Source organism: Halarchaeum sp. CBA1220 (assembly GCF_003721175.2).
Lineage (GTDB): Archaea > Halobacteriota > Halobacteria > Halobacteriales > Halobacteriaceae > Halarchaeum > Halarchaeum grantii.
Genome location: NZ_CP054707.1, coordinates 204,324 through 223,550 on the forward strand (window position 1 = coordinate 204,324; position 19,227 = coordinate 223,550).

17 protein-coding genes are annotated in these 19,227 nt (G+C 57.9%); 9 read left to right on the top strand and 8 right to left on the bottom strand.

The annotated features are described in order from the left end of the window. Window positions 1-45: 45 nt before the first annotated feature. Complete coding sequence (locus EFA46_RS01055) at window positions 46-642, bottom strand: hypothetical protein (RefSeq protein WP_148040656.1); 597 nt, start codon at window positions 640-642, stop codon at window positions 46-48. 58 nt (window positions 643-700) lie between these two features. On the opposite strand from EFA46_RS01055, the gene EFA46_RS01060 reads away from it, so the two are divergent. The 3 genes from EFA46_RS01060 (at window position 701) to EFA46_RS01070 (ending at window position 2,950) form a co-directional block, all read left to right on the top strand. After that, window positions 701-1,405, top strand: a complete 705-nt coding sequence (locus tag EFA46_RS01060) for a hypothetical protein (protein WP_148040655.1) — start codon at window positions 701-703, stop codon at window positions 1,403-1,405. Between the two features lie 82 nt (window positions 1,406-1,487). After that, the gene (locus tag EFA46_RS01065; RefSeq protein ID WP_123075584.1) at window positions 1,488-2,021 is read left to right on the top strand and encodes a hypothetical protein; all 534 of its coding nucleotides are present in this window, start codon (window positions 1,488-1,490) and stop codon (window positions 2,019-2,021) included. Beyond that, on the top strand, window positions 2,018-2,950 hold the full coding sequence (locus EFA46_RS01070; protein WP_123075582.1) for a tyrosine-type recombinase/integrase: 933 nt from the start codon (window positions 2,018-2,020) through the stop codon (window positions 2,948-2,950). The genes EFA46_RS01065 and EFA46_RS01070 overlap by 4 nt, the downstream gene beginning before the upstream one ends. Before the next feature lie 352 nt (window positions 2,951-3,302). Here the strand turns inward: EFA46_RS01070 and EFA46_RS01075 are convergent, their stop codons facing one another. After that, window positions 3,303-3,686 (bottom strand): zinc ribbon domain-containing protein, encoded by a 384-nt coding sequence (locus EFA46_RS01075; protein WP_123075580.1) that lies wholly within the window; start codon window positions 3,684-3,686, stop codon window positions 3,303-3,305. Between the two features lie 710 nt (window positions 3,687-4,396). Here EFA46_RS01075 and EFA46_RS01080 point away from each other — a divergent pair. The 5 genes from EFA46_RS01080 (at window position 4,397) to EFA46_RS01100 (ending at window position 11,930) form a co-directional block, all read left to right on the top strand. Further along, window positions 4,397-5,875, top strand: coding sequence for a hypothetical protein (locus tag EFA46_RS01080; RefSeq protein WP_123075578.1), 1,479 nt, complete (start codon window positions 4,397-4,399; stop codon window positions 5,873-5,875). A gap of 314 nt (window positions 5,876-6,189) precedes the next feature. Next, window positions 6,190-6,714, top strand: coding sequence for a hypothetical protein (locus EFA46_RS01085; protein WP_148040654.1), 525 nt, complete (start codon window positions 6,190-6,192; stop codon window positions 6,712-6,714). A gap of 175 nt (window positions 6,715-6,889) precedes the next feature. Beyond that, complete coding sequence (locus EFA46_RS01090) at window positions 6,890-7,330, top strand: hypothetical protein (protein WP_123075576.1); 441 nt, start codon at window positions 6,890-6,892, stop codon at window positions 7,328-7,330. 311 nt (window positions 7,331-7,641) lie between these two features. Next, window positions 7,642-10,338: a hypothetical protein gene (locus tag EFA46_RS01095; protein ID WP_148040653.1), complete on the top strand. Its 2,697-nt coding sequence runs from the start codon at window positions 7,642-7,644 to the stop codon at window positions 10,336-10,338. Beyond that, entirely contained in the window at window positions 10,335-11,930 is a 1,596-nt protein-coding gene (locus EFA46_RS01100) for an AAA domain-containing protein (protein ID WP_123075572.1), read from the top strand. The genes EFA46_RS01095 and EFA46_RS01100 overlap by 4 nt, the downstream gene beginning before the upstream one ends. 7 nt (window positions 11,931-11,937) lie before the next feature. Here EFA46_RS01100 and EFA46_RS01105 read toward each other — a convergent pair whose 3' ends face one another. Further along, window positions 11,938-12,678, bottom strand: a complete 741-nt coding sequence (locus tag EFA46_RS01105) for a DNA methyltransferase (RefSeq protein ID WP_123075570.1) — start codon at window positions 12,676-12,678, stop codon at window positions 11,938-11,940. A gap of 409 nt (window positions 12,679-13,087) precedes the next feature. Between EFA46_RS01105 and EFA46_RS01110 the strand changes: the two genes are divergently transcribed. Then, on the top strand, window positions 13,088-14,314 hold the full coding sequence (locus tag EFA46_RS01110; RefSeq protein WP_123075568.1) for a TIGR00300 family protein: 1,227 nt from the start codon (window positions 13,088-13,090) through the stop codon (window positions 14,312-14,314). Between the two features lie 3 nt (window positions 14,315-14,317). Here EFA46_RS01110 and EFA46_RS01115 read toward each other — a convergent pair whose 3' ends face one another. The 5 genes from EFA46_RS01115 to speB all read right to left on the bottom strand — a co-directional run bounded on the left by EFA46_RS01115 (window position 14,318) and on the right by speB (window position 19,223). After that, window positions 14,318-15,682 carry an FAD-dependent oxidoreductase gene (locus tag EFA46_RS01115; protein WP_123075566.1) on the bottom strand — a complete coding sequence of 455 codons (1,365 nt, stop codon included), beginning with the start codon at window positions 15,680-15,682 and terminating at the stop codon, window positions 14,318-14,320. Window positions 15,683-15,919: 237 nt separating this feature from the next. After that, the gene (locus tag EFA46_RS01120) at window positions 15,920-16,114 is read right to left on the bottom strand and encodes a cold-shock protein (RefSeq protein ID WP_123075564.1); all 195 of its coding nucleotides are present in this window, start codon (window positions 16,112-16,114) and stop codon (window positions 15,920-15,922) included. Window positions 16,115-16,357: 243 nt separating this feature from the next. Continuing rightward, window positions 16,358-17,404, bottom strand: a complete 1,047-nt coding sequence (locus EFA46_RS01125; RefSeq protein WP_123075562.1) for a deoxyhypusine synthase — start codon at window positions 17,402-17,404, stop codon at window positions 16,358-16,360. A gap of 47 nt (window positions 17,405-17,451) precedes the next feature. Further along, entirely contained in the window at window positions 17,452-18,216 is a 765-nt protein-coding gene (locus EFA46_RS01130; protein WP_123075560.1) for a Nif3-like dinuclear metal center hexameric protein, read from the bottom strand. 185 nt (window positions 18,217-18,401) lie between these two features. Beyond that, window positions 18,402-19,223 carry an agmatinase gene (gene speB / locus EFA46_RS01135; RefSeq protein ID WP_123075558.1) on the bottom strand — a complete coding sequence of 274 codons (822 nt, stop codon included), beginning with the start codon at window positions 19,221-19,223 and terminating at the stop codon, window positions 18,402-18,404. Between the last annotated feature and the right edge of the window lie 4 nt (window positions 19,224-19,227).

The window sequence follows — 19,227 nt, forward strand, 5'->3', positions numbered from 1 at the left end:
CAACGACATACAGAGACGCACCTCAAAAGATTCCGGATGGACGTATTATCGATTTGCAGATAAAACGGCCCGTGCGACTTTGGTGTTCTTTTCAGCCAGGTGATAGAATATAAGCAAACTCTTGTCCGAGTTTCGTGTGTAAATCACCTCATACGGTGGCTCATCGATGGCTTCCAAATTTTGAATGTCAAACTCGTGGGTGTTTGTTCCCATTTGCAAACCGTACCAAAATCGGTCCCCTTGGTCCTGTCCTACAGTAATGAACCCAATCGGCTCACCATTCGAGGAGATTGCAGTACGCGCAGTATTCTCACCTATATTTTCAGCAGCGGCAGCCAATTCAGGTACATGAGAGGAGTGATTATCGGCATCTTCGATAAAATGGAAACGAGTTTCGTCAGTGACCTTTAGGTCGATGAATTTCCAGGTATCGTCCTGTCTCGTGATGGACTCACTCTGAATTTCGGCCTCAATGATGTTCCCTGGTTCTAAGGCGTCAATTTTAGTCTGGAGGGATTCGCCGTATTCCTCTCGTTCTTTATTGACGTGGACTGGCAAACCCGTGTCTACAATATCGTTTAGCAGTGCATCTTCTTCGTCAAATTCTAAGACCCGAAATCGGCTCTCAATTATCTGTGCCATTCTTTTTCTGACGTTCTGCTACAAACGATTTATTTTTGCTGGTACTCAATCGGGTTCTATGACTTCTGAGGATGAGAGGGACCCCATCTTTGAACGGATTCGGGGGCATGAAGCTCGTGACGTAATCGACGAGAGGCAGAAATTCAGATGGCGGCACACCACATTACTGAATGACTTCCACGATTTGCAAGATATCCATGAACTGGACACCCCACACGCCACCGAACGAACTCAACAACTCGAAACACAGGGCTATGTTTTCGAGGTTGAGCGGAGGCTCCACCACTACCTTTCAGGTCTCTATACCCTTCTCCAACAGCAAAGAACGCTTCAAAACGGAGTAGGTCAGTCATTTGGAGAGGATTTGCAGCAGGTAAAAAACGAATACATGAGAAAAGAGTCGTCGAGAACAGTCCTGGGTCTACGGCACTATGCACAGCATGAGAACGTATTGCCGTTACAGGCACGGACATCAAAATTAGAACGTTCCAAGTCGCTCGTTGTCATGGTCGACGACCTTCACCGAGAAGATGACGACCGTGATTTCGAACAGCATTTCGGTCATATCACGAAACCATACTTTGACCCGTCTGAGTGGGTGATTGATAATTGGCCAGACGTAGAGCAGTTCTTTGAGGATACTATCGAGGTGATGGAACAACAGGCAGAGGAAGAAATCGATGAGCTAGCGCAACTCAGTGAGGAGGTTGATGAACTATATGAACAGCTTGCGGAGGATTACAGAGAGCTACAAGAGGAATAGCAGTAGCTACGGTCATCACATCCGTCGTTGCTATCCATAGGCCTAGGAGCGTCCAGTCGTAATTGTCTGCTGTGAGACACGAATGAGTGACGAAGAGCCACAGCAAACCGAGTGGGAGAACGAGGTCGGCTTGTCCGAGGAGACGACCTACGTTGCGCTCTACCCGAACCGCAAGCACGCCGAGGAGTGGATGGAGGAGGCCGAGGAGCAAGGCTACGGGAGCCGGTCAAAGTACCTCTATGAACTGATACAAGAGGCTCGCGCTGCCCGTCAAGAAGGGTTCCTCGCATACAGTCAGAACGAGTCGAAGGTGGAAGAACTACAACTGCAAGTCGAGCAGTTGCAGGACGACCTTGAAGACGCTCGTAACTCCGAACCCGGTGAAATCGATATCGAACACGAGGAGTTCGTCACTGCGTTCCTCACCGACCGCTACCAGGAGTTCGAAACCATTCTCAAAGAGGTGACGGGGAGCGGCGTCCTCACGGGAATCGTCAAGGATGCTGTCGAGGAGCAGCTGTTCGACCTCGCAGAAGAGAACAAAGTCGAGTATAAGCAAGGGTATGGGTGGCGACTCGCTCACGACGACGCTGACGCGGAGGTAGTCGAAGCATGACGGGGAAGACCCGCGAGAAGATTTACGAGAACGAGCACGACGCGGTCAACGACTTCATCCAACGGAAGGAGGCGATGGGTCGCAGTCGCCGGACGCTCAACGCCTACTCCCGAACACTGAAATCATTCTTCCACGAGGAATTCCCTGACCTCGCCCCCGAAGATGTCAAGGTGGAACATATCGAGGACTATGTCGGTACGCTTGCCGACCGCGACCTCTCGCGGAACACGAAGCGTAGATACCTCGAATCACTCTCCTCATTCTACGGGTGGACGATGAAGCGGCCACGCTTCGAAGATATCACTGGGAATCCCGCAGCGGTCGTCCTCGAAGAAATCCCACAGAAGTACCGCGACCGTCCCGACTGCGCGACGTGGGAGAGCGCTAAGAAAATCGTCCATAACATCGCTGACCCACGAAACAAGGCGATTGCCGTCATTCTCGCAAAGACGGGTTGCCGGATTCGCGAGGCACTCGAAATCGAACAGGACGACCTCATGCTTGACGACGGATTCATCCGCCTTCGTGAGCGCAAGGGCGGGAGTCAAACAGTCGTCCCTGTTGACGAGGAGGTGAAGCACGCCATCAAACGGTATCGTCTCGTTCGCCCAGATAGCGACTCCGAGTACTTGTTCCTGAGCATTCGAGGGAATCGGGTGAATACGACGCAGGTGCAGCGAGCCGTTCGTGACGCTGCGGTCGAGGCAGGCGTGATGGACGAGGGCGAGACGCGGTTTCACCGCAAGTTCACCCCTCACACGTTCCGCACGGTGTTCACGACGCTGATGCGCAATAACGAGATGCCTGACCACTATCTCCAGTACATTAGGGGAGATTCAAACTCTCGCACAATGGACATTTACACGAGGGTTGACAGATACGATGCGAAGCAGTCGTATCTTGAGTGCATCGAGTCACTTGACCTGTAGCGTCCCCTCGTGGAGCAATACGGGGAGACACTAAGAGACTCGTTCGTGTGACGGTCGACGGCGTGAGGTCCTGTGTTCCTTCGGACATCTACTGAAACCCGAGAGACGACGGCGTCTTGTGTCTGAGAGGACACGGGGTGTTGACGGGACGAACGTTCGGCAAAATTTTGCGTGAAGTACTCCCCTGTGTCCTCCTCGTCCACGCTATCCACACTCGTCGCTATACCTGCTTTCGAGTCTGCGACAAGACGCGCAACGCTCTCCCTGTTCGTGAACCCGGCCCCTACGATGTAACAGATGGAACCTGCCCTGCAAGAGCGAGGAGTCTGCTTCGTCTCAAAGGAAAGGTTTCTCAATCCGGTTTGAGGAATCCGAGGACATTATCGGTGACATGCAGGAGTCCCCACAGCGGTAGTCCGACGACGAGCACCCCGAACCAGTAACTGAAGAGGGCTATATCGAGAGGATGCGGGAGCGCAGTGATGGGCAGGCCCACTGCGTTGAGCCCGATGGCGAGCAGGAACGAGGCGAATCCGATGAGGTTCAGGGAACCAACGGCGCGACGAGGTGACTGGAACGGGCCACGGGGAGAGGTCCAGTCCCACGAATCGTTCTCTGTCGAGGTCGCGTTGTCGGTCGTCTCGTAGTCGTCTCCAACTGCGACACCACACTCAGGACAGTACGAGGCATCGTCGTCAAGCTCTGCACCACACGCAGGACAGTAGCGGTCTGGCATGTCGTGGCGCTCGGAGAAGACGTTAGTAGGACTGGTGGAATATTTTCTATTCCGAAATCCCACAGCTCAGAGATATTGATACTCTTCTGTTCGCTGTGGGACGTGTCTCAGCACTAGTCCGAGTCGTTGCCTCCACGTTCACTTCGCTGACACGGGAGCAGCTTGCGTCGTCTGACGATGGATAGCCTGGGTCCGTGTGTTCCATCGGCTCGTCCATACTGTTGTTTAGACGTTAGACATCTTCATAGACAGGTTTGAGCTATTTAACAACGAGTGGGAAGACAGGTGTAGGAGAAAATATTGTTGTTCGGCTCTTTCAACGGACTCAATCATTCCTCGTCTATTGGTACAGAATACAGCTAAAAAAGCTAGCTACGTTGTAGCTAGTAAAAAACTCGATTTGACCGTGTGTCGATGAGGTGAAGAATACGGTGTGCTATCTTTTAGCACGTCAATGCTTCTTCCTAAGCACGGGGGCATTTTTGGCTCGTACGTGTAATCCGAGATGGTCTCTCACTCTTAGGCGTGAAGTCACGAGGTTCAGTCCGGTGCGGTCGGTTCGCTGGAAGACTTCACAGAGGGAATCGAAGATGTCCAAAACACAATCCCACGACGGACGAAACGAACAGCAAACAAACGCCGATACGGACGCTCCGTTCAGCCGCGACCTCGGGGAACAGGCTTGTACCATCCCCAACAACATCCGCTCGGTGGAGTTCTCAGAGCACTCCAATGACGAACTCGCGGAGATGTACGAGTTGTCGAAGACGACGTATTCAGACGAAGAGGTGAAGGAGATGCGACGGCGGTCGATGCAGCGTAGTGACGAGGAGTTCGCGGAAATGCGGGAGTCAGCGAGAATGAAATACACGGGCGACGAGGCGGAACAGGCTCGGCAGAAAGCCCTACGAGGTCAAACTGACGAAGAGTTCGCTCGCCGGTACAACCGAGCGCGAGGCGGGCCAGTGAGACCAGGAGAGGCAAATCTGGTCGCGGCTCCCGACGAACTGGTAGCTCCGCCCTCCCTGACGTACTATGATGTGCGGGAGGTCATCTCCGACGAGTTCGGCGAGGAGGGTTGGGCCGTGATGAAGCCGCTCTTAGCAACTCACGCGACGCTCCTGCTCGACGACATAGAGGCGTCCCGAGCGATGATGGTCGAAGGCCAGTCGGGCGTGGGCAAGACGATGCTACTCAAAACGTTCGGAGGCCTCAACGAACAGTTCTGTCGCCGTTCAGACATCACGCCGGCCTCGTTCGTGAGCGCAGGGCCTTCAAAATCGAATGGAACCTCCGGAAACAACGACCTGCTCCCGCAACTCGAAGACCGTACCCTCGCGGTGAGAGACGCGAACACGCTCTTTACCGGTAGCGAGCAAACTATCCGCAGTCGTTGGGGGAAGTTAGCGCGGATAATGGACGGCGACGGATACTATCGCCAGACGGCGACCCACGGGAAAGCCGGATACGATGATATCCGATTCAATTTCATCGGCGCAACAACGCCTCTTAATCCGCGGGCGTGGAGGATGATGGGCAACGTCGGGCAGCGCCTTCTCTTCGTCGAGTGGCCCGAGGAGGACTATGAGGACGACTGGCTGCGCTCGGTTGTTGACGGGGGCGAACGCCGGCCAATCGAGCGAGGACGAGCAGCTATTCAGGAGTTCCTGCGAGATTTGTGGGGCTACCACGATGGCGCTGAAAGCGTAGCGTGGACTGACGAACCGATGTACGAAGAGGTTGAAGCACCGCTTGAGCGTCTTGCAAGAGTCGTGGCCCACGCTCGGGGCTCAGTGCAGAACGGCAAAGCCAATATCGAGGCCCCGAAGCGAATAGGGAAGCTACTCCACGACCTCGCTCGTGGTCACGCGCTCATCCACGGCCGCACCCGACTCGAACCCGGAGATGTCGAAGTGTGTGGTAGAGTCGCCCTGAGCACGATGCCGTCGAAGCGTCGGGGCATCGTTCGGGCGCTTCTTGACCCAGAAAAGGCGGGGCCGCTCACGCCGAACGAAGTGGAGGATATTCTAGATATGAGCCGACCGACCGCTCGTGACCGAATCGATGAAGTCGCCGCTCTCGGCTTGGGCGAGAAGGAGGAGGTTCCCGTTCGCGGAGGAACTACGACGGGGGTTCGTGTGAAACCCGAATTCAGTTGGCCGGACGAGCTCGCATACCCCGAGTTCTGACGCTTCTTCTCCTTCGTATCTCCTGTTCCCCGAAAGCTGAAACAATCCTGTAGATAAACTCGTGCTTCGTCCTGAAACCGCGGTTATCCCCGTCAATGACGCGGAGCGTTGAGATTCGTATCCAGGCTCGTGTTGTTCGAGAATAGTTTCAGCTTCGCCTCGGACATGTCTCATTTGTGTCACCTTCAGAACAACCGAGCCCGTCACATGTTCTGTCTCACCTATCGGTATTGCAATCCACTACGAGAAAATACGCTACAAAACCTATCAACTGTGAATAATATACTTCCGTGCTGGTCGCTAACCCCTATTCGATGAGCTCAATGAACTCCTACAACCGATACCTATCGAACAAGTGGAGGGTGATGCGAAAAGAGGAGCAGCACGAAGAAGAGGCCTATCTTCGTCGTAAGGCGCGGCACAGGGGCAAGGAGTATAAGCCGCCAGACATTCGAAGAGCCGAGAATAAGCGCAGACAAAAGCGTGCGAAGCAGCGTGAATTCGCCGAGGAACTGCGCGAATATGAAAACAACCCACGACAATATATCGATAAGCGGCGAGAAGACGGCGTGATGGTCCAGAGTCTTGACGGAGACGATGAACCGTCCCCGCCGGGTGTTTGGATTCCATATGTCGGCTCACAAGGGAGCCACGGCTGGGAAAACACTAGAACGGGCGAACGGAAGTACCAGTTACAGAAGCCAGGGACAAACTCCTGGACTGACGAGCCGCTAAATATCGAGGGTCGATGGCGCGACCCAGGGGCACTGAGCGCAGACAACCCAGATTATGAAGCGCCGTTATCTCCCACCGAGGCACAGGAATTCTTTGACTGGTAGAGACGGTACGTCTCCGCTGTTCCTCGCTCGTTCCGATGTATCTCTTAATGCCTGCTGGGCAATAGTGAACGAGTACGACGTTGACCTCCGAACACTCGACATGGCGATGTGAGCACTCGGAGGCGAGGATTAACTGCCCTGCTCAACGAATCCCAACCGCGTCACTCACACAGCTATGGACGACCCCGAACGCCCTGGTCCTCATGCCGACGCCTCCGAGATAGCGGAGTGGATGGAGGACGATTTCGGACGAGCCGTTGCTGATGGGATTGAGAACGCGAGCGGTGAAGACCAGCAGGAGGTCGTCGAGGTCGAGATACTCAATCACGAGCGGGGTGAGGTCGTCGGGACAATAGACTCGGACGGGAACCTCAACACGGAGAGTGGGGCGCTCAGAAATGTCTCGCAGGAGTATCTTGAAGAGGGCGTTCCCGTACTCGCCCCCACGACCTACGAGAACGAGGATGGTGAGCCGGTTCACGCCGACGCCGAAGTGATAGTCGAACCGGGAACTATAGGATTCGTGCGGGCCTTCATTGACGAACTCCCGAGTCCGTTCGACTGTGACCCCGAGTCAATTGCAAACCTGCCTGTTCACAACTCATTCCGAGACTGATGAGGTGACGCATCTCTCAGACCTTCTATTCCGGGATTTTGACTAGACAGAACTGAGAGTTCCTAGCTTGGAGAGCGAGACCATCTCTTCGACTAGTTCATTGGCTTAGTCTGAGAGGTGGGATTGAGAAATATGATAGCCAGGGATAATACTATCATGCCGGGTATGCTACCCATTAGCTATTGATGTCTAGGTCCTCACGTCCTGTCCTCAGTCCGGGGGATATTGGTCTCTTTATTGGATTTGAACAGTGCCCTCGCTACCTCCAACAAAGCCTGGGTAAAATCTCGGGGAACGAGGACGAACTAGGTGTGTTCCTGAGTGAAATTGGCAACCGGTTCGAGGATGATATTACTGAAGATATCAAACAAGACTCAGTCGGCCTTTACGATGGTTCTGACTGGGACGTAAGTGATGAACCAGAAATAGGAAAACAGGAAGTACGTACAGAATTAGACAGTCTTGTTGACCAGGCGACGGTCCAGAATCCTGTTGTTATTGAGCAACCACCTGCCCGCGGTTACATCGACGTGTGGGGAATCAAGGGACGCGGGGATATGCTGGCTCTCTGGGAATCGCCCGATAGTGGGATAATTGCGCACATCTTCGAAATCAAGGCTTCGAGTGATGTACAGCCATATCACCAGATTCAGGCGGGCATCTACGCACTAATTTTTGAAGATATCCTACAACCACTCGTAGATAAGTTAGAGGTTCGAATCAGCGTAGTCCATCGGGAAAGCGATTCATTAGACTTCACTGACCCAGAATCAATTCAAACTATTGCTGAACCCGAAGTGGTCAGAGAAGACGTGCGAAGGCTTCTGCGTGAGGATGGCACGATAGACTCTGTTTACAAACAGGACGAAGTCAACTTCGCTCTGACTGGTAAGTGCAACACCTGTCTGTATAATGAAGATTGTTTCAAATATGCCCTGGACAATCTGGACTTAGCGCTACTCGGCCTCACAGAGGGTGAACAGCGAATCCTCAACAAACATGGTATCGATGATATTGAGGACCTCGCGGGTCTGAAAGAGAAAATTGAAGACCCCAAACCCTACGTCTACGACGAACTTCCTTCACGCGACGAGAATACCGTCAAGCAGCTTTTGAGTGAACCTACAATCGGAGGGAAAGTCGACCGGATGGTTCAGCGGGCACAAGCTATGTTGGGTGGGATACAAACCAGACAAGCAGCACAGAACGACTCTCAGGCACGAACTGGGCCATTATACGCCACGCCGATTCAGGGGTCAGGGGACAGTACCCTTCCATCAACCAGCGCGTCACCAAATGCCCGAGAGAAGATGGACTACGACCCAGACGAACTCATCAGAGTATATCTCTATGTACGAGAGGACTTCATGCGCGACTCCTTGGCTATGCTTGCTGGACGAGTTGTCAGAAACAATTCGGCCATGGGAGCACTTTCATTTAGTTCCGTAGTAGACCGATTACCAGATAACGACCAGCGAGAAGAGGTTCTAAAGGCTGAAGGCGACTTGCTCGAGGACTTCTTTTCCAAACTATTCCCGGCCATAGAACACGTGGCTGAAGGGGATACACGGTCAGCGTTGCATGTATATTTCTTCAGCAGGATGGAGCGGGATGCTCTGGTAGATGGCATTCTCCGTCAGATGCCTCGGTATGACAAGGACTCGTTCGATGCGGTTCGCGACCTCCTAGGGTATCGAAAGGCCATTGACCAACCAATGGTCAGTATTGTACAAGACGAACTTCAGGACCGTTTCGCTCTCCGGTATCCTGGAAGTGGTATTCTACCGATTCTTGACCAAGCGACTTCGCAGTATTGTGACTGCGGATGCGACGGTCTATTCAAGAAGTCAAACTGGGAGGTGACACGGTCCGGTGGAGGATTGACCTTCAACTGCTATGATGCATTCAAGTACAACCTGTTCAATTTCAAACTGCCAGTGGAAGCCGACAGCGATGGTAGACTCCACAGTAAATCGGATATCCAGAATCCAGACGATTTCTACCCGCTCAAAGCACGTTTCGACAATCAAATTCCTCTGGAGTATATCTGGGCCGCAAAAGGGAAGCTAGACCTAGACTGGGCAGATTCAGGGCGTGATAGGTGGGAAATCCAGAAGTACAGGTACCACGATGCCGACAAGCAAGACGAGAGAATCACGCCGGAAGACGTGGGGCTCCTGGGAGAGAAAATGTCCCACGCGCTTCACCATCTGGAGTCGTGTACTGCGTCCCATCAGAATCCCTTCCTTGGCAAAGAACAAATCGACCTCCCAGAACTTCCTGAATTTAACTTGGGAGACATCGACTTGGCTCGGTCTCTCAACGATTATCTGGACTTGGAGCACTATGCTGACCGTCAAGAAAAGTATCGAGAATACGCAAAGGCACCACGTGAGCGTGTACAGAAAGGCCATGCGGCAATCGTGGAAGTGGAGGAGACTGAACTTGATGGCGACGACCTCGTTGTAACAGGACGACTTGTATACGAGCCTGATGAATTCAGCGACCCCTCAAAGGTTGCGTATACTTGCCGTTTGAAGGGGGCTGAAAACGAATCTTCGGGGTCTCATCGTGTTGCAAATCCTGTCACTTGGGACGCCTCTCAACAAGTTCATAAGGATGACAAGAAGAAGCCAGCGGACATAGAGTCGGGGCTCCCCGTTGAAGTCCAGAGCGTGAATACGGGTGAGCGTAGCATCACACTCCGCTGTAGTGAGTTCAACACAGATGGCAATTTCATACCAAACACGAATCCAGACACGTTTGAGTACGTTCATAGGCACGACGTGTGGGTACAAAACGAAGCAGATGCGGGCTATAGCTATGGCGTCCGCTGTGTTCACCTCCAACCGGGAGATAGGTATATTTTGGATAGACAGACCGACGACTGGACCTCAACACACGCCCACGACGTGCTAGAAGAACTGCAATCAAATCGCCCCAGTCAAAACCCGAGATATCACTATTATCATCTCTTAGACGGCCTCATTCGGGGTGATGGCGTATGAGCAATGACGGAGAAACAAATCATGGATACCTCGACTTTGTCGAGAGTAGCCCTTCGCTTGATTATCCAAACGACCGCCAAGAGAGATTCATCACTCGCCAAGAGGATGACTTTGCTATCCTTCAGGGTCCCCCGGGAACAGGAAAATCCTTGGCGCTTGCCCATGCGCTCCTGCGTGCCTCATATGACCGGATGAACGATGGAGGGAGCATTCGCGCGTTAGTTGTAGCTCCCTCACATCGAGCAGTTAACGCGATATTGAAGAAAGTTGATGAGTTCAAGTATACGCTTATGGCTGAAGAGGGGTGTGACGAATTAGACTCGCTCCGCCTGATTCGTGCTTTATCGCGTGACCGTGGCTACTCTGTTCCCACTAAAACCGATGTTGAACGGGTTAACTACAACACGGAGAAGTCGAAGGTTGAGGACCTGAAAAGGGACTTAGAGGGGCAACAACAACTGAGCAACTGGGGGGCAGGGGCCGACAGCTTCGTCATTTTTGGAACTCCGAGCGGTGGAAATCGAATAATCAAGAAAGCATTTGACGAGACGATACGACCCACCTTCGACCTATTTGCGGTTGATGAAGCCAGTATGATGACCGTCACGGACTTTTTGATGTCGGGGTCATCTACCAAAGACGGGGCGCGTACTCTCGTCGTAGGTGACCATAGACAGCTCTCGCCTATTCAGAAACACGATTGGGAGCGAGAAGACCGCCGAACCATCCGAGAGTTGGTTCCGTATCTTTCAGTGATGGACCTGTTTCGGCTACTAAGTGGGGAAGACCAGTTTGGCGATGACGAGCAGTTCGATGAAGTTGAGGTGCCGACCTCGATAGAGTACCCGATAGACCGGTTGGAGATTACCTACCGGTGTGATGAGGAAGTAGCTCGTATTCTAAGAAAGCTGGTGTACGCACGTGATGGGGTGAGATACCGTTCATTCACTGAGGATAACCCCCATCTTCGCGGCCACCGCGACCCTCTTGCGGTCAACAAGACCGGAAATAAGGCACTCGATACAGTGCTCAATCCAGATTGTCCAATTTCGATTATCGTCCATCAAGACAGCGAGAGCCAGCAATCTAACGCACTTGAGGCTGGCATTGTGGATTCCCTAATCACCCCGATTGACCGTTCAGAGGAAGACATCGGGATAATCACTCCTCACAACGCTCAACGGGGTCGTCTGATTGACTCGCTGGGTAGCAAGGTTGGCGACGGTGTAGTTGATACAGTCGATAGATTCCAGGGGAGTGAACGCGACGTGATTATTCTATCGAGTACAGTAAGCGACCCCGACTACATCCGTAGAGAAGCGGAGTTCATCTTGAGTCCAAATCGGCTCAATGTTGCTTTGAGCCGGATGAAAAAGAAGCTCATCGTTATCGTAAGCGAACGACTGATTGAGTTCATCCCATCGCACTCCGACGACTATGATAACGCGCGTCTTTGGAAGATGCTGTTCTCTGAAGTGAGTAGTTCCGGTGATGGGGGAGCGACGCTACAAGGAGACGTGACTGACTTACTCCAGAATTCAGTTAGCCCGATGCCCCTCGATACGGGGATGGAGATATTCACCGTTCGCTGAACTGCCTTCAGCTTGTTTCGATAATATTCTGAGGCTCTCCATCCATATTGTATACCATGAAGAAGGAGTGGTTCTTGCGTGCGTGGACTTGGTTTTGCATTCCGGAAACAGAGGGTTTGTTGTGACGTTCTACGACGAACAAATCCTTCGTGTAAAACTCCAGTTCTCTCTCGTAATAGTTTGTTATTTGGATATGAGTCAGGTACTGAGTGTTCGAACTCACCTCGTCTCCAACCTTTACCACGAAGACCCCGTCATCGCTAAGTACCCGTTTGGCTTCCTTTCCCGCTTCAAAGTAGAGGTCTAACACTGCTTGATGATATTTCGACCCACCGGTATGCACATTACCCGTCGAGTAATTCGACCGGAAATTCGAGTGTGTGCCATTCCCTGCGAGATGTTCTTTATTTCGCCGGAAGAACCCCTCTGCATAGGGTGGGTCTAGCACTACACAGTCGAGTTCACCATCTTCGTAGGGGAGGTTTCGGCAATCGACTCCTTCTTCACTATCTGGTGATTTTTCAGGGTCAATATCTGTCTTGTATACCTTGTACTTCCCGTCCGGCACGTCGGTCCAGAAGTTCCCGCGTCCATAAGTCACGTCAGCGATAGTTGCCCCGTCCTCAACGTGGAGGTCAACTATTTTTGGAAAGACCTTCCGATTGTACGCGACATACGAGGAAAGAACGATATCCTCTGAGTCTGCGGATGGCTTTTCCGCAGACCCGTTCTCAAGGTTGTTCGGCATTACTTGTCGAAACATCGCGACGAGTTATAGTCGTTGGTGGTCTCTTTCGTTGGTCCAGCGGAAACCCGGGTGGGACAGACGGGAGTGACTTCAACTAGGGATTGTTACTCATGAAGTAGTGACTAGGGCCTATGTAACGCCTCAGAGTGTACTCTATTCGCCTTTTGATTACGACTGTCCTCTCTCAGAGGGTAGCAGACGCGATTCTCTGACGTTCGTTCACTTCTTCTCGCAAATGTATGGATAGAAAGCTGGCCTCGGCACTCATAGGGCTCCTCACTGCCCGGGAGCCACCCCGGGCTCGGCCCGGTGGTGTCGTCATCGGCCACCGTGACGTATCGCGCCGACCCCTAAAACGCCACCGCCGTCGCGGCGCAACCCTGATTGCGTCCGGCGACGACGCCCGAGTATGACCGTTTCGCGGACCGTCGAGCTGGAGGGACACATCATCGACTCGGGGACGATGCAGCGCTGCTTCGAGGTCATCATGGACCTCGGCGGGGACTTCGACGTCGAACAGTTCGACGTCGGGCGGGCGAAGGACGAGGAGTCCTACGCGCGCTTGCGCGTGCTCGCGCCGGACGCGGACACCCTGCAGTCCATCGTCCACGAGCTCCACCAGTCGGGCGTGAACCCCATCGACCCGGAGGACGCGACGCTGACGCCTGCACCCGCCAAGCGCGTCGTCCCGCAGGGGTTCTACTCGACGACGAACCACCCGACGGAGGTCCGCGTGAACGGGACGTGGGTGCCGGTCGAGGACATCGAGATGGACTGCGCCATCGTCGTCGAGGACCCGGACGGCGAGCCGACGGCGCGCACGCAGGTGCTGAACGGCATCGAGGCGGACGACCTCGTGGTGACGGGCGAGGCGGGGATTCGGGTGCGGCCGCCCGAGCGCCCCCGGGACTCCTCGGGGCCCTTCGGCTTCATGCGCGGCGGCGTCTCCGCCGAGCGCCCGTCGGCGTCGCTCATCCGCGAGGTCGCGGACGCGCTGCGCGAGGTGAAGCGCGCGGGCGGGAACGTCCTCGTCGTCGCCGGCCCCGCCGTCATCCATTCCGGGGCGGGCGACGCGCTCGCCGAGCTCGTCCGCGAAGGGTACGTGGACGCGCTCTCGGCGGGGAACGGCTTCGCGACCCACGACATCGAGCGCGGCCTCTACGGGACGAGCCTCGGCATGAACATCGAGACCTTAGAGCACCCCCGAAAGGGCCACAAGCACCACATCTACACGATCAGCGAGATCGTCCGCGCGGGCGGCATCGAGAACGCGGTCGACGACGGCCTCGTGACGGAGGGCGTGATGTACGAGTGCGTCGAGAACGACGTCGACTACGTGCTCGCGGGCTCCATCCGCGACGACGGCCCGCTCCCGGACACGATCACGGACACCATCGAGGCCCAAGAGGCGATCCGCCGACAGGCCCACGACGCGGACATGGTGGTGATGCTCTCGACGCTGCTGCACTCGGTCGCGGTCGGGAACTGTCTCCCCTCCTCGACGCGCGTCGTCTGCGTCGACATCAACCCCGCGACGGTCACGCAGTTGCTCGACCGGGGGAGCGCGCAGGCCGTGGGGCTCGTGACGGACGTCGGGACGTTCGTGCCGACGCTCGCGGACGAACTCCGCGAGTAGGGCTTACTCCTCGTCGCCGTCCGCGTCGTCGAGGCGCGGGAACTCGCCGATGGTGTCGGCGCGGAAGGCGTCCTCGTCGAACTCGTAATCGTCGTCGAAGAAGTCGATGAGGGTGTGCGTGTCGCGCATCGCGTTCTTCAGGCAGGTCGAGGCGCCGGGCGAGGGCGTGATGTTGAAGATGATGTCGTCGCCGACGATCTTCGCCTCGCCCATGTCGAGGCTCTTGTTCTTTGTGTCCACGATCTGCGGGCGGACGCCGCCGTAGCCCTTCGCGCGCTCGATGTCCTCGAGCTCCATCGTCGGGACGACCTTCTGGACTTCCGGGAGGAAGGAGCGCCGGCCGACCTCGGGGACGTCGTAGACGAGGTTGCGGAGGACGTAGGGGAGGAGGATGCGGTCGGAGAGGATGTTCGCGTAGCTCAGGAAGGAGGCGACGTTGAGCCCGAAGACGTCGAGGAAGTCGCTGACGGTGTTGAGCCGGCCGCGTTCGAGCGTCGGGACGAGCTTCGCGGTCGGCCCGAACCGCGTAATAGAGCCGTCGTGGACGTCCGCGTCGCCGTGGACGGCGGCGAACGGGAGCTTCTTCATCTGGAGCGTGTAGACCTTCCCGTTCAGCGGGCCGTCGTCCGCGAGGAAGAAGCTCCCGGCGACGGGGAGGAGGACCTTGTCCTCGCCGTAGCCCATCTCCTTCGCGATCTGGAGGCTGTGCGACCCGGCGGCGACGACGGCGACGTCGCAGTCGAACGGCCCCTCGTCGGTCGTGAGCGTGTAGCCGCGCGTCGTCTCCGTGATGTCGGTGACCTCCGTACCGGTGTAGACGTCGACGCCCGCCTCCTCCTTCGCCTGCTCGACGAAGGACTGGGCGGTCGCGCCGTAGTCGACGACGTAGCCGTCCGGCGTCTGGAGCGCGAGCAGGTCCTTCTCGGGGTCGCGGCCCTCGACGACCTTCGGTTCGAGCTCGGCGATCTCCTCGCGCTCGATGGGGCGGAGCTTCGGGTAGAGGTCGCCGAAGCCCTCCTCGTGGTAGCGCTCCTCGAGGGAGGCGACTTCCTCGTCACCCACACCCAGAACCATCTTCGAGCGCTTCGAGTGCATCTCGCGCTCGGGGTCGTGGTTCTCGAGGTAGCCGGCGAGGAGCTCGGCGCCCTCCTTCACTTCCTCGGCCTTCTCGAGCGTGTAGTTCGTCTCGATGTCGCCGAAGTGGAGGGTCTGGGAGTTGTTCGTGTGGTGGGAGTTGATCTGCGCGATCTCCGATTCCTTCTCGACGAGCGCGACCGACTCGACGTCGGTGAACTTCGCGACCGTGTAGAGGAGCGATGCGCCGCTGATGCCGCCGCCGACGATGACTAGGTCGTACTCTCCGGACATGGTTAGAGTGTGGGGAAGGCTATCTCGACCCTCTCGCTCCACCCGCTTAACTCATGTTTTATCGCCGCGTCGGCGGCCGACGACCGTCGGTGTGTGGGTTCGACGTTTGTGTTATAATTCGGCGGGTCGGCGGAACGAACACCAGCCGGACTCGACGGCCGTACACCGGTCGCTCGCGAGTGTGAGAAAAACCGAAGTAACGCTCGTGTCGCCGAACGGCGACAGTAGTACGTCGAATTACGCGCGAACGACGTTCGTCGCGCGCGGGCCCTTGGGGGCGTCTTCGATGTCGAATTCGATATCAGTACCTTCAGTCAGGTCCTCACCGCCGACGTCCTCCATGTGGAAGAAAACGTCCTCCTCAGAGTCCTCAGTCGTGATGAAACCGTAACCGCCCGTGTCGTTGAAGAAGTCAACCTTACCGGATGCCATTGCAAATAGACGAACGCCCCGTACACGGATAAGGACTCCGTATTTGTTTTCCCGAAACCGAGATCGGGTTTTCGAACGTCCGATACACCAACTATCTTGCGTTCGGACGACCACTTCCGTTGTTTCGGCGTCGAAATCCGTCGAAACGGCTCACGTCGGCGAGTCGTTCGACCGTATCGACACCGCTCGCCTCTATCGATGTGTCCGCGTCTCACACCGGGCGACGCCGACGTCCGTCCGCGCCTACAGGCGCTCGCGCGTCGCCGCGACGACGAGCGGGAGCGTGATGGTGGCGTCCCCGACGACGGTCGCGTTCTCCGCCGTGGGCTTCAGCTTCCCCCACGAGCGCGCTTCGTCGAGCGTCGCCCCCGAGAGCCCGCCCGTGTGCTCGGGGTCCATCGTCAACTGGACCGCGTAGTCGTACGCCTCGGGGACGACGAGCATCGTCTGGAGGACGTAGTTCTTCGGGACGCCGCCGCCGACGACCATCGCGCCCGCCTTCTCGGCGTCGAAGGCGAGGTCCGTGATGTGCGTCATGTCCTTCAGGGCGTCGAGCGTGAAGTCGCTCGTCTGCGAGTACATCCACGCCTGCAGGCCGAGCACGGAGTCCTGAATCGCCGGCACGTAGACGGGGACGTCGTGCTCGTACGCGGCGGCGGCGATGCCGGCGTCCTCCGCGACGTCGTCTTCCTCGTTCACCTCGAGGTTCGCCTTCCCGAGCGCCTCGGTGAGCTCCTGGATGGAGACGGTGCGCTCGACCTCCGGGAAGACGTTCTCGCGGAGGTGGGCCTCGAAGAGCGCGAAGTGCTCCTGCGGGAGGTAGACGTTGTAGATGCGGTCGACCTCCTCCTCGCGGAGCGTCTCGTCGTACGCCGTCGGGTCCATCCCCGCGTGCTCGTCGTCCGCGCTCATCCGGTGGTCGTGCGGGCCCGCGTGACCGTGGTGGTGCTTCCCGCCCACGGCCTCGATGGCGTCGTGCGTCAGGTTCGCGCCCGTCGTCACGAGCGCGTCGATGTGGCCGTCCCGGATGAGTTCGACGACGACTTGGCGCATCCCCGTCGGGACCATCGCGCCCGCGAGCCCGAAGAAGTTCGTCACGTCGTCGTCGCCGAGCATCTCCGCGTAGACGTCGACGGCGTGCGAGACGTCCGCCGCGCCGATGCCCGCGTGCCCGTATTGTTCGACGAGTTCGCCGACCGTCATCCCCGCGTGCACCTCCGCGTGCCCGAGGGGGTCGTGGTCGAACTCCTCGCGCGCCGGCTCCTCGTACTCGTCGTGGTCGTCGCTCATACGCACACGTGGGCCGGCGGGCCGCTTGAAGGGCGCGGATTCGCCGCCTACAGACCGGTCGGCACGTCGAGGTACGTCACGTCGGGCCCCCAGCGTTCCGTGAGGTCCATTAGCGAGCGCACGCCGAACGTCTCCGTCCCGTAGTGCGTCCCGCAGAAGACGTTGACGTTGGCCTCCTTCGCCTCGTGGTATGTCTTCCCCTTCGGCTCGCCCGTCACGAGCGTGTCGACGCCCGCCGCGACGGCCTCGTCGAGGAAGTCCGCGCCCGCGCCCGTCACGACCGCGACGTCGGAGACGGTCTCGGGGCCGAACTCGAGCGCGCGCACGCCCGTCCCGCCGTGGTCGAGTTCGGCCTCGAGGCGCTCGTGGACCTCCGAGCGCGCGAGCGCGCCCGCGTCCCCGCGAAGGCCGATGGTCTCCGCGCCGACGTGCCCGATGCCCTCGGTGTTCGCGAGGCCGAGAACGTCCGCGACGCCCGCCGCGTTCCCCAGCTCGGGGTGCCCATCGAGCGGGAGGTGTGAGACGTAGAGCGCGACGTCGTTCTCGATGAGCGGCGCGATGCGGCCGTACTGTCGGTCGGTGACCCGCTCGATGCCGCCCCACGAGAGCCCGTGGTGCGTGACGAGGAGGTCGGCGTCCGCCTCGGCCGCGCGCTCGGCCGTCTCCGCGACGGCGTCGACCGCGAACGCGACGTGCTCGACGTGCTTCTCGTCGGGGCCGACCTGGAGGCCGTTGGCCGACGCGTCCACGTCCGCGAAGTCCTCGGTGCGAAGTCGCTCGTCGTAGCGCGAGACGAGTTCTGAGAGTCGCATAGGGGAGAACGGGCCTCCGGCGACAAGAAGGATGCGGGAGTTCACGTGGGGGGCCGTGACCACCACGCGACGTGCCCTGACCGAACGCCCGTCGGCGGCCACCGCGAAACCGGTGGCGCGGCCCCAACGGAACGCGACGCACCACCTGCTCGCCCCGGTTCCCGGCCGTCCACCCGCGCCCGCGCTCAGCCGTCGGCGGCCGTCGCGTCCGCGTGCGCGAAGACGAACGCGCGGAGGAGTTTCGCCGCGAGCACCGCCGCCTGCCCGTCGTCGCGGTCGTTCACCTCCACGACGTCGAAGCCCGAGGCGTGCGGCGCGACCGCGCGCACGACGTCGCGGAGTTCGCGCGACGTGAGGCCGAACGGCTCCGGCGTGCCCGTCCCCGGGGCGTACGCCGGGTCGGCGGCGTCCACGTCCACCGAGAGGTAGACGTCGCGTTCGGCGAACTCGGCCGGCGGCGCCCACGCCGCGACGTCCTCGGGGTCGACGACGGTGACGTCGCCCTCGGCGGCACGTTCCCACTCCGCCTCGGACCCGGAGCGCGCGCCGAGGATCACCGCCTCGTCGGCGACATCAAGCGCGTGTCGGGTGACCGTCGAGTGACTCCACGGGTCGCCGTCGTACGCCTCGCGCAGGTCGAGGTGGGCGTCGCAGACGACGAAGACGTCGGGGTCGACGGCGCGCACCGGCGCCACGGAGACGGTGTGCTCGCCGCCGATGGTGAGCGGTATCGCGTCGTCGCGGACGACGTCGCGGCAGACGCTCGCGAGGTACTCACAGTACTCCGCGGCGTCGTTCCACGCGTGGACGTCGCCGGCGTCGGCGACACCCAATTCGGAAAACGAACGGTCGGCGGCGCGGTCGTAGTCCTCGAACGTCCCCGCGAACCGACGGACGCGCTCCGGCCCGAAGCGCGTCCCCGGCTGGAAGGACGTAGAGACGTCGAGCGGCGCGCCGACGACCACGTAGGACGAAGCAGAGCGGTCCGCCGTCGCGCCGGGGAACATCCGA

Excerpts from the sequence above, each read along its gene's own strand:
- EFA46_RS01055 (WP_148040656.1), bottom strand. The coding sequence starts at position 642 with ATGGCACAGATAATTGAGAGCCGATTTCGGGTCTTAGAATTTGACGAA.
- EFA46_RS01060 (WP_148040655.1), top strand. The coding sequence starts at position 701 with ATGACTTCTGAGGATGAGAGGGACCCCATCTTTGAACGGATTCGGGGG.
- EFA46_RS01065 (WP_123075584.1), top strand. The coding sequence starts at position 1,488 with ATGAGTGACGAAGAGCCACAGCAAACCGAGTGGGAGAACGAGGTCGGC.
- EFA46_RS01070 (WP_123075582.1), top strand. The coding sequence starts at position 2,018 with ATGACGGGGAAGACCCGCGAGAAGATTTACGAGAACGAGCACGACGCG.
- EFA46_RS01075 (WP_123075580.1), bottom strand. The coding sequence starts at position 3,686 with ATGCCAGACCGCTACTGTCCTGCGTGTGGTGCAGAGCTTGACGACGAT.
- EFA46_RS01085 (WP_148040654.1), top strand. The coding sequence starts at position 6,190 with ATGAGCTCAATGAACTCCTACAACCGATACCTATCGAACAAGTGGAGG.
- EFA46_RS01090 (WP_123075576.1), top strand. The coding sequence starts at position 6,890 with ATGGACGACCCCGAACGCCCTGGTCCTCATGCCGACGCCTCCGAGATA.
- EFA46_RS01100 (WP_123075572.1), top strand. The coding sequence starts at position 10,335 with ATGAGCAATGACGGAGAAACAAATCATGGATACCTCGACTTTGTCGAG.
- EFA46_RS01105 (WP_123075570.1), bottom strand. The coding sequence starts at position 12,678 with ATGCCGAACAACCTTGAGAACGGGTCTGCGGAAAAGCCATCCGCAGAC.
- EFA46_RS01110 (WP_123075568.1), top strand. The coding sequence starts at position 13,088 with ATGACCGTTTCGCGGACCGTCGAGCTGGAGGGACACATCATCGACTCG.
- EFA46_RS01115 (WP_123075566.1), bottom strand. The coding sequence starts at position 15,682 with ATGTCCGGAGAGTACGACCTAGTCATCGTCGGCGGCGGCATCAGCGGC.
- EFA46_RS01120 (WP_123075564.1), bottom strand. The coding sequence starts at position 16,114 with ATGGCATCCGGTAAGGTTGACTTCTTCAACGACACGGGCGGTTACGGT.
- EFA46_RS01125 (WP_123075562.1), bottom strand. The coding sequence starts at position 17,404 with ATGAGCGACGACCACGACGAGTACGAGGAGCCGGCGCGCGAGGAGTTC.
- EFA46_RS01130 (WP_123075560.1), bottom strand. The coding sequence starts at position 18,216 with ATGCGACTCTCAGAACTCGTCTCGCGCTACGACGAGCGACTTCGCACC.
- speB (WP_123075558.1), bottom strand. The coding sequence starts at position 19,223 with ATGTTCCCCGGCGCGACGGCGGACCGCTCTGCTTCGTCCTACGTGGTC.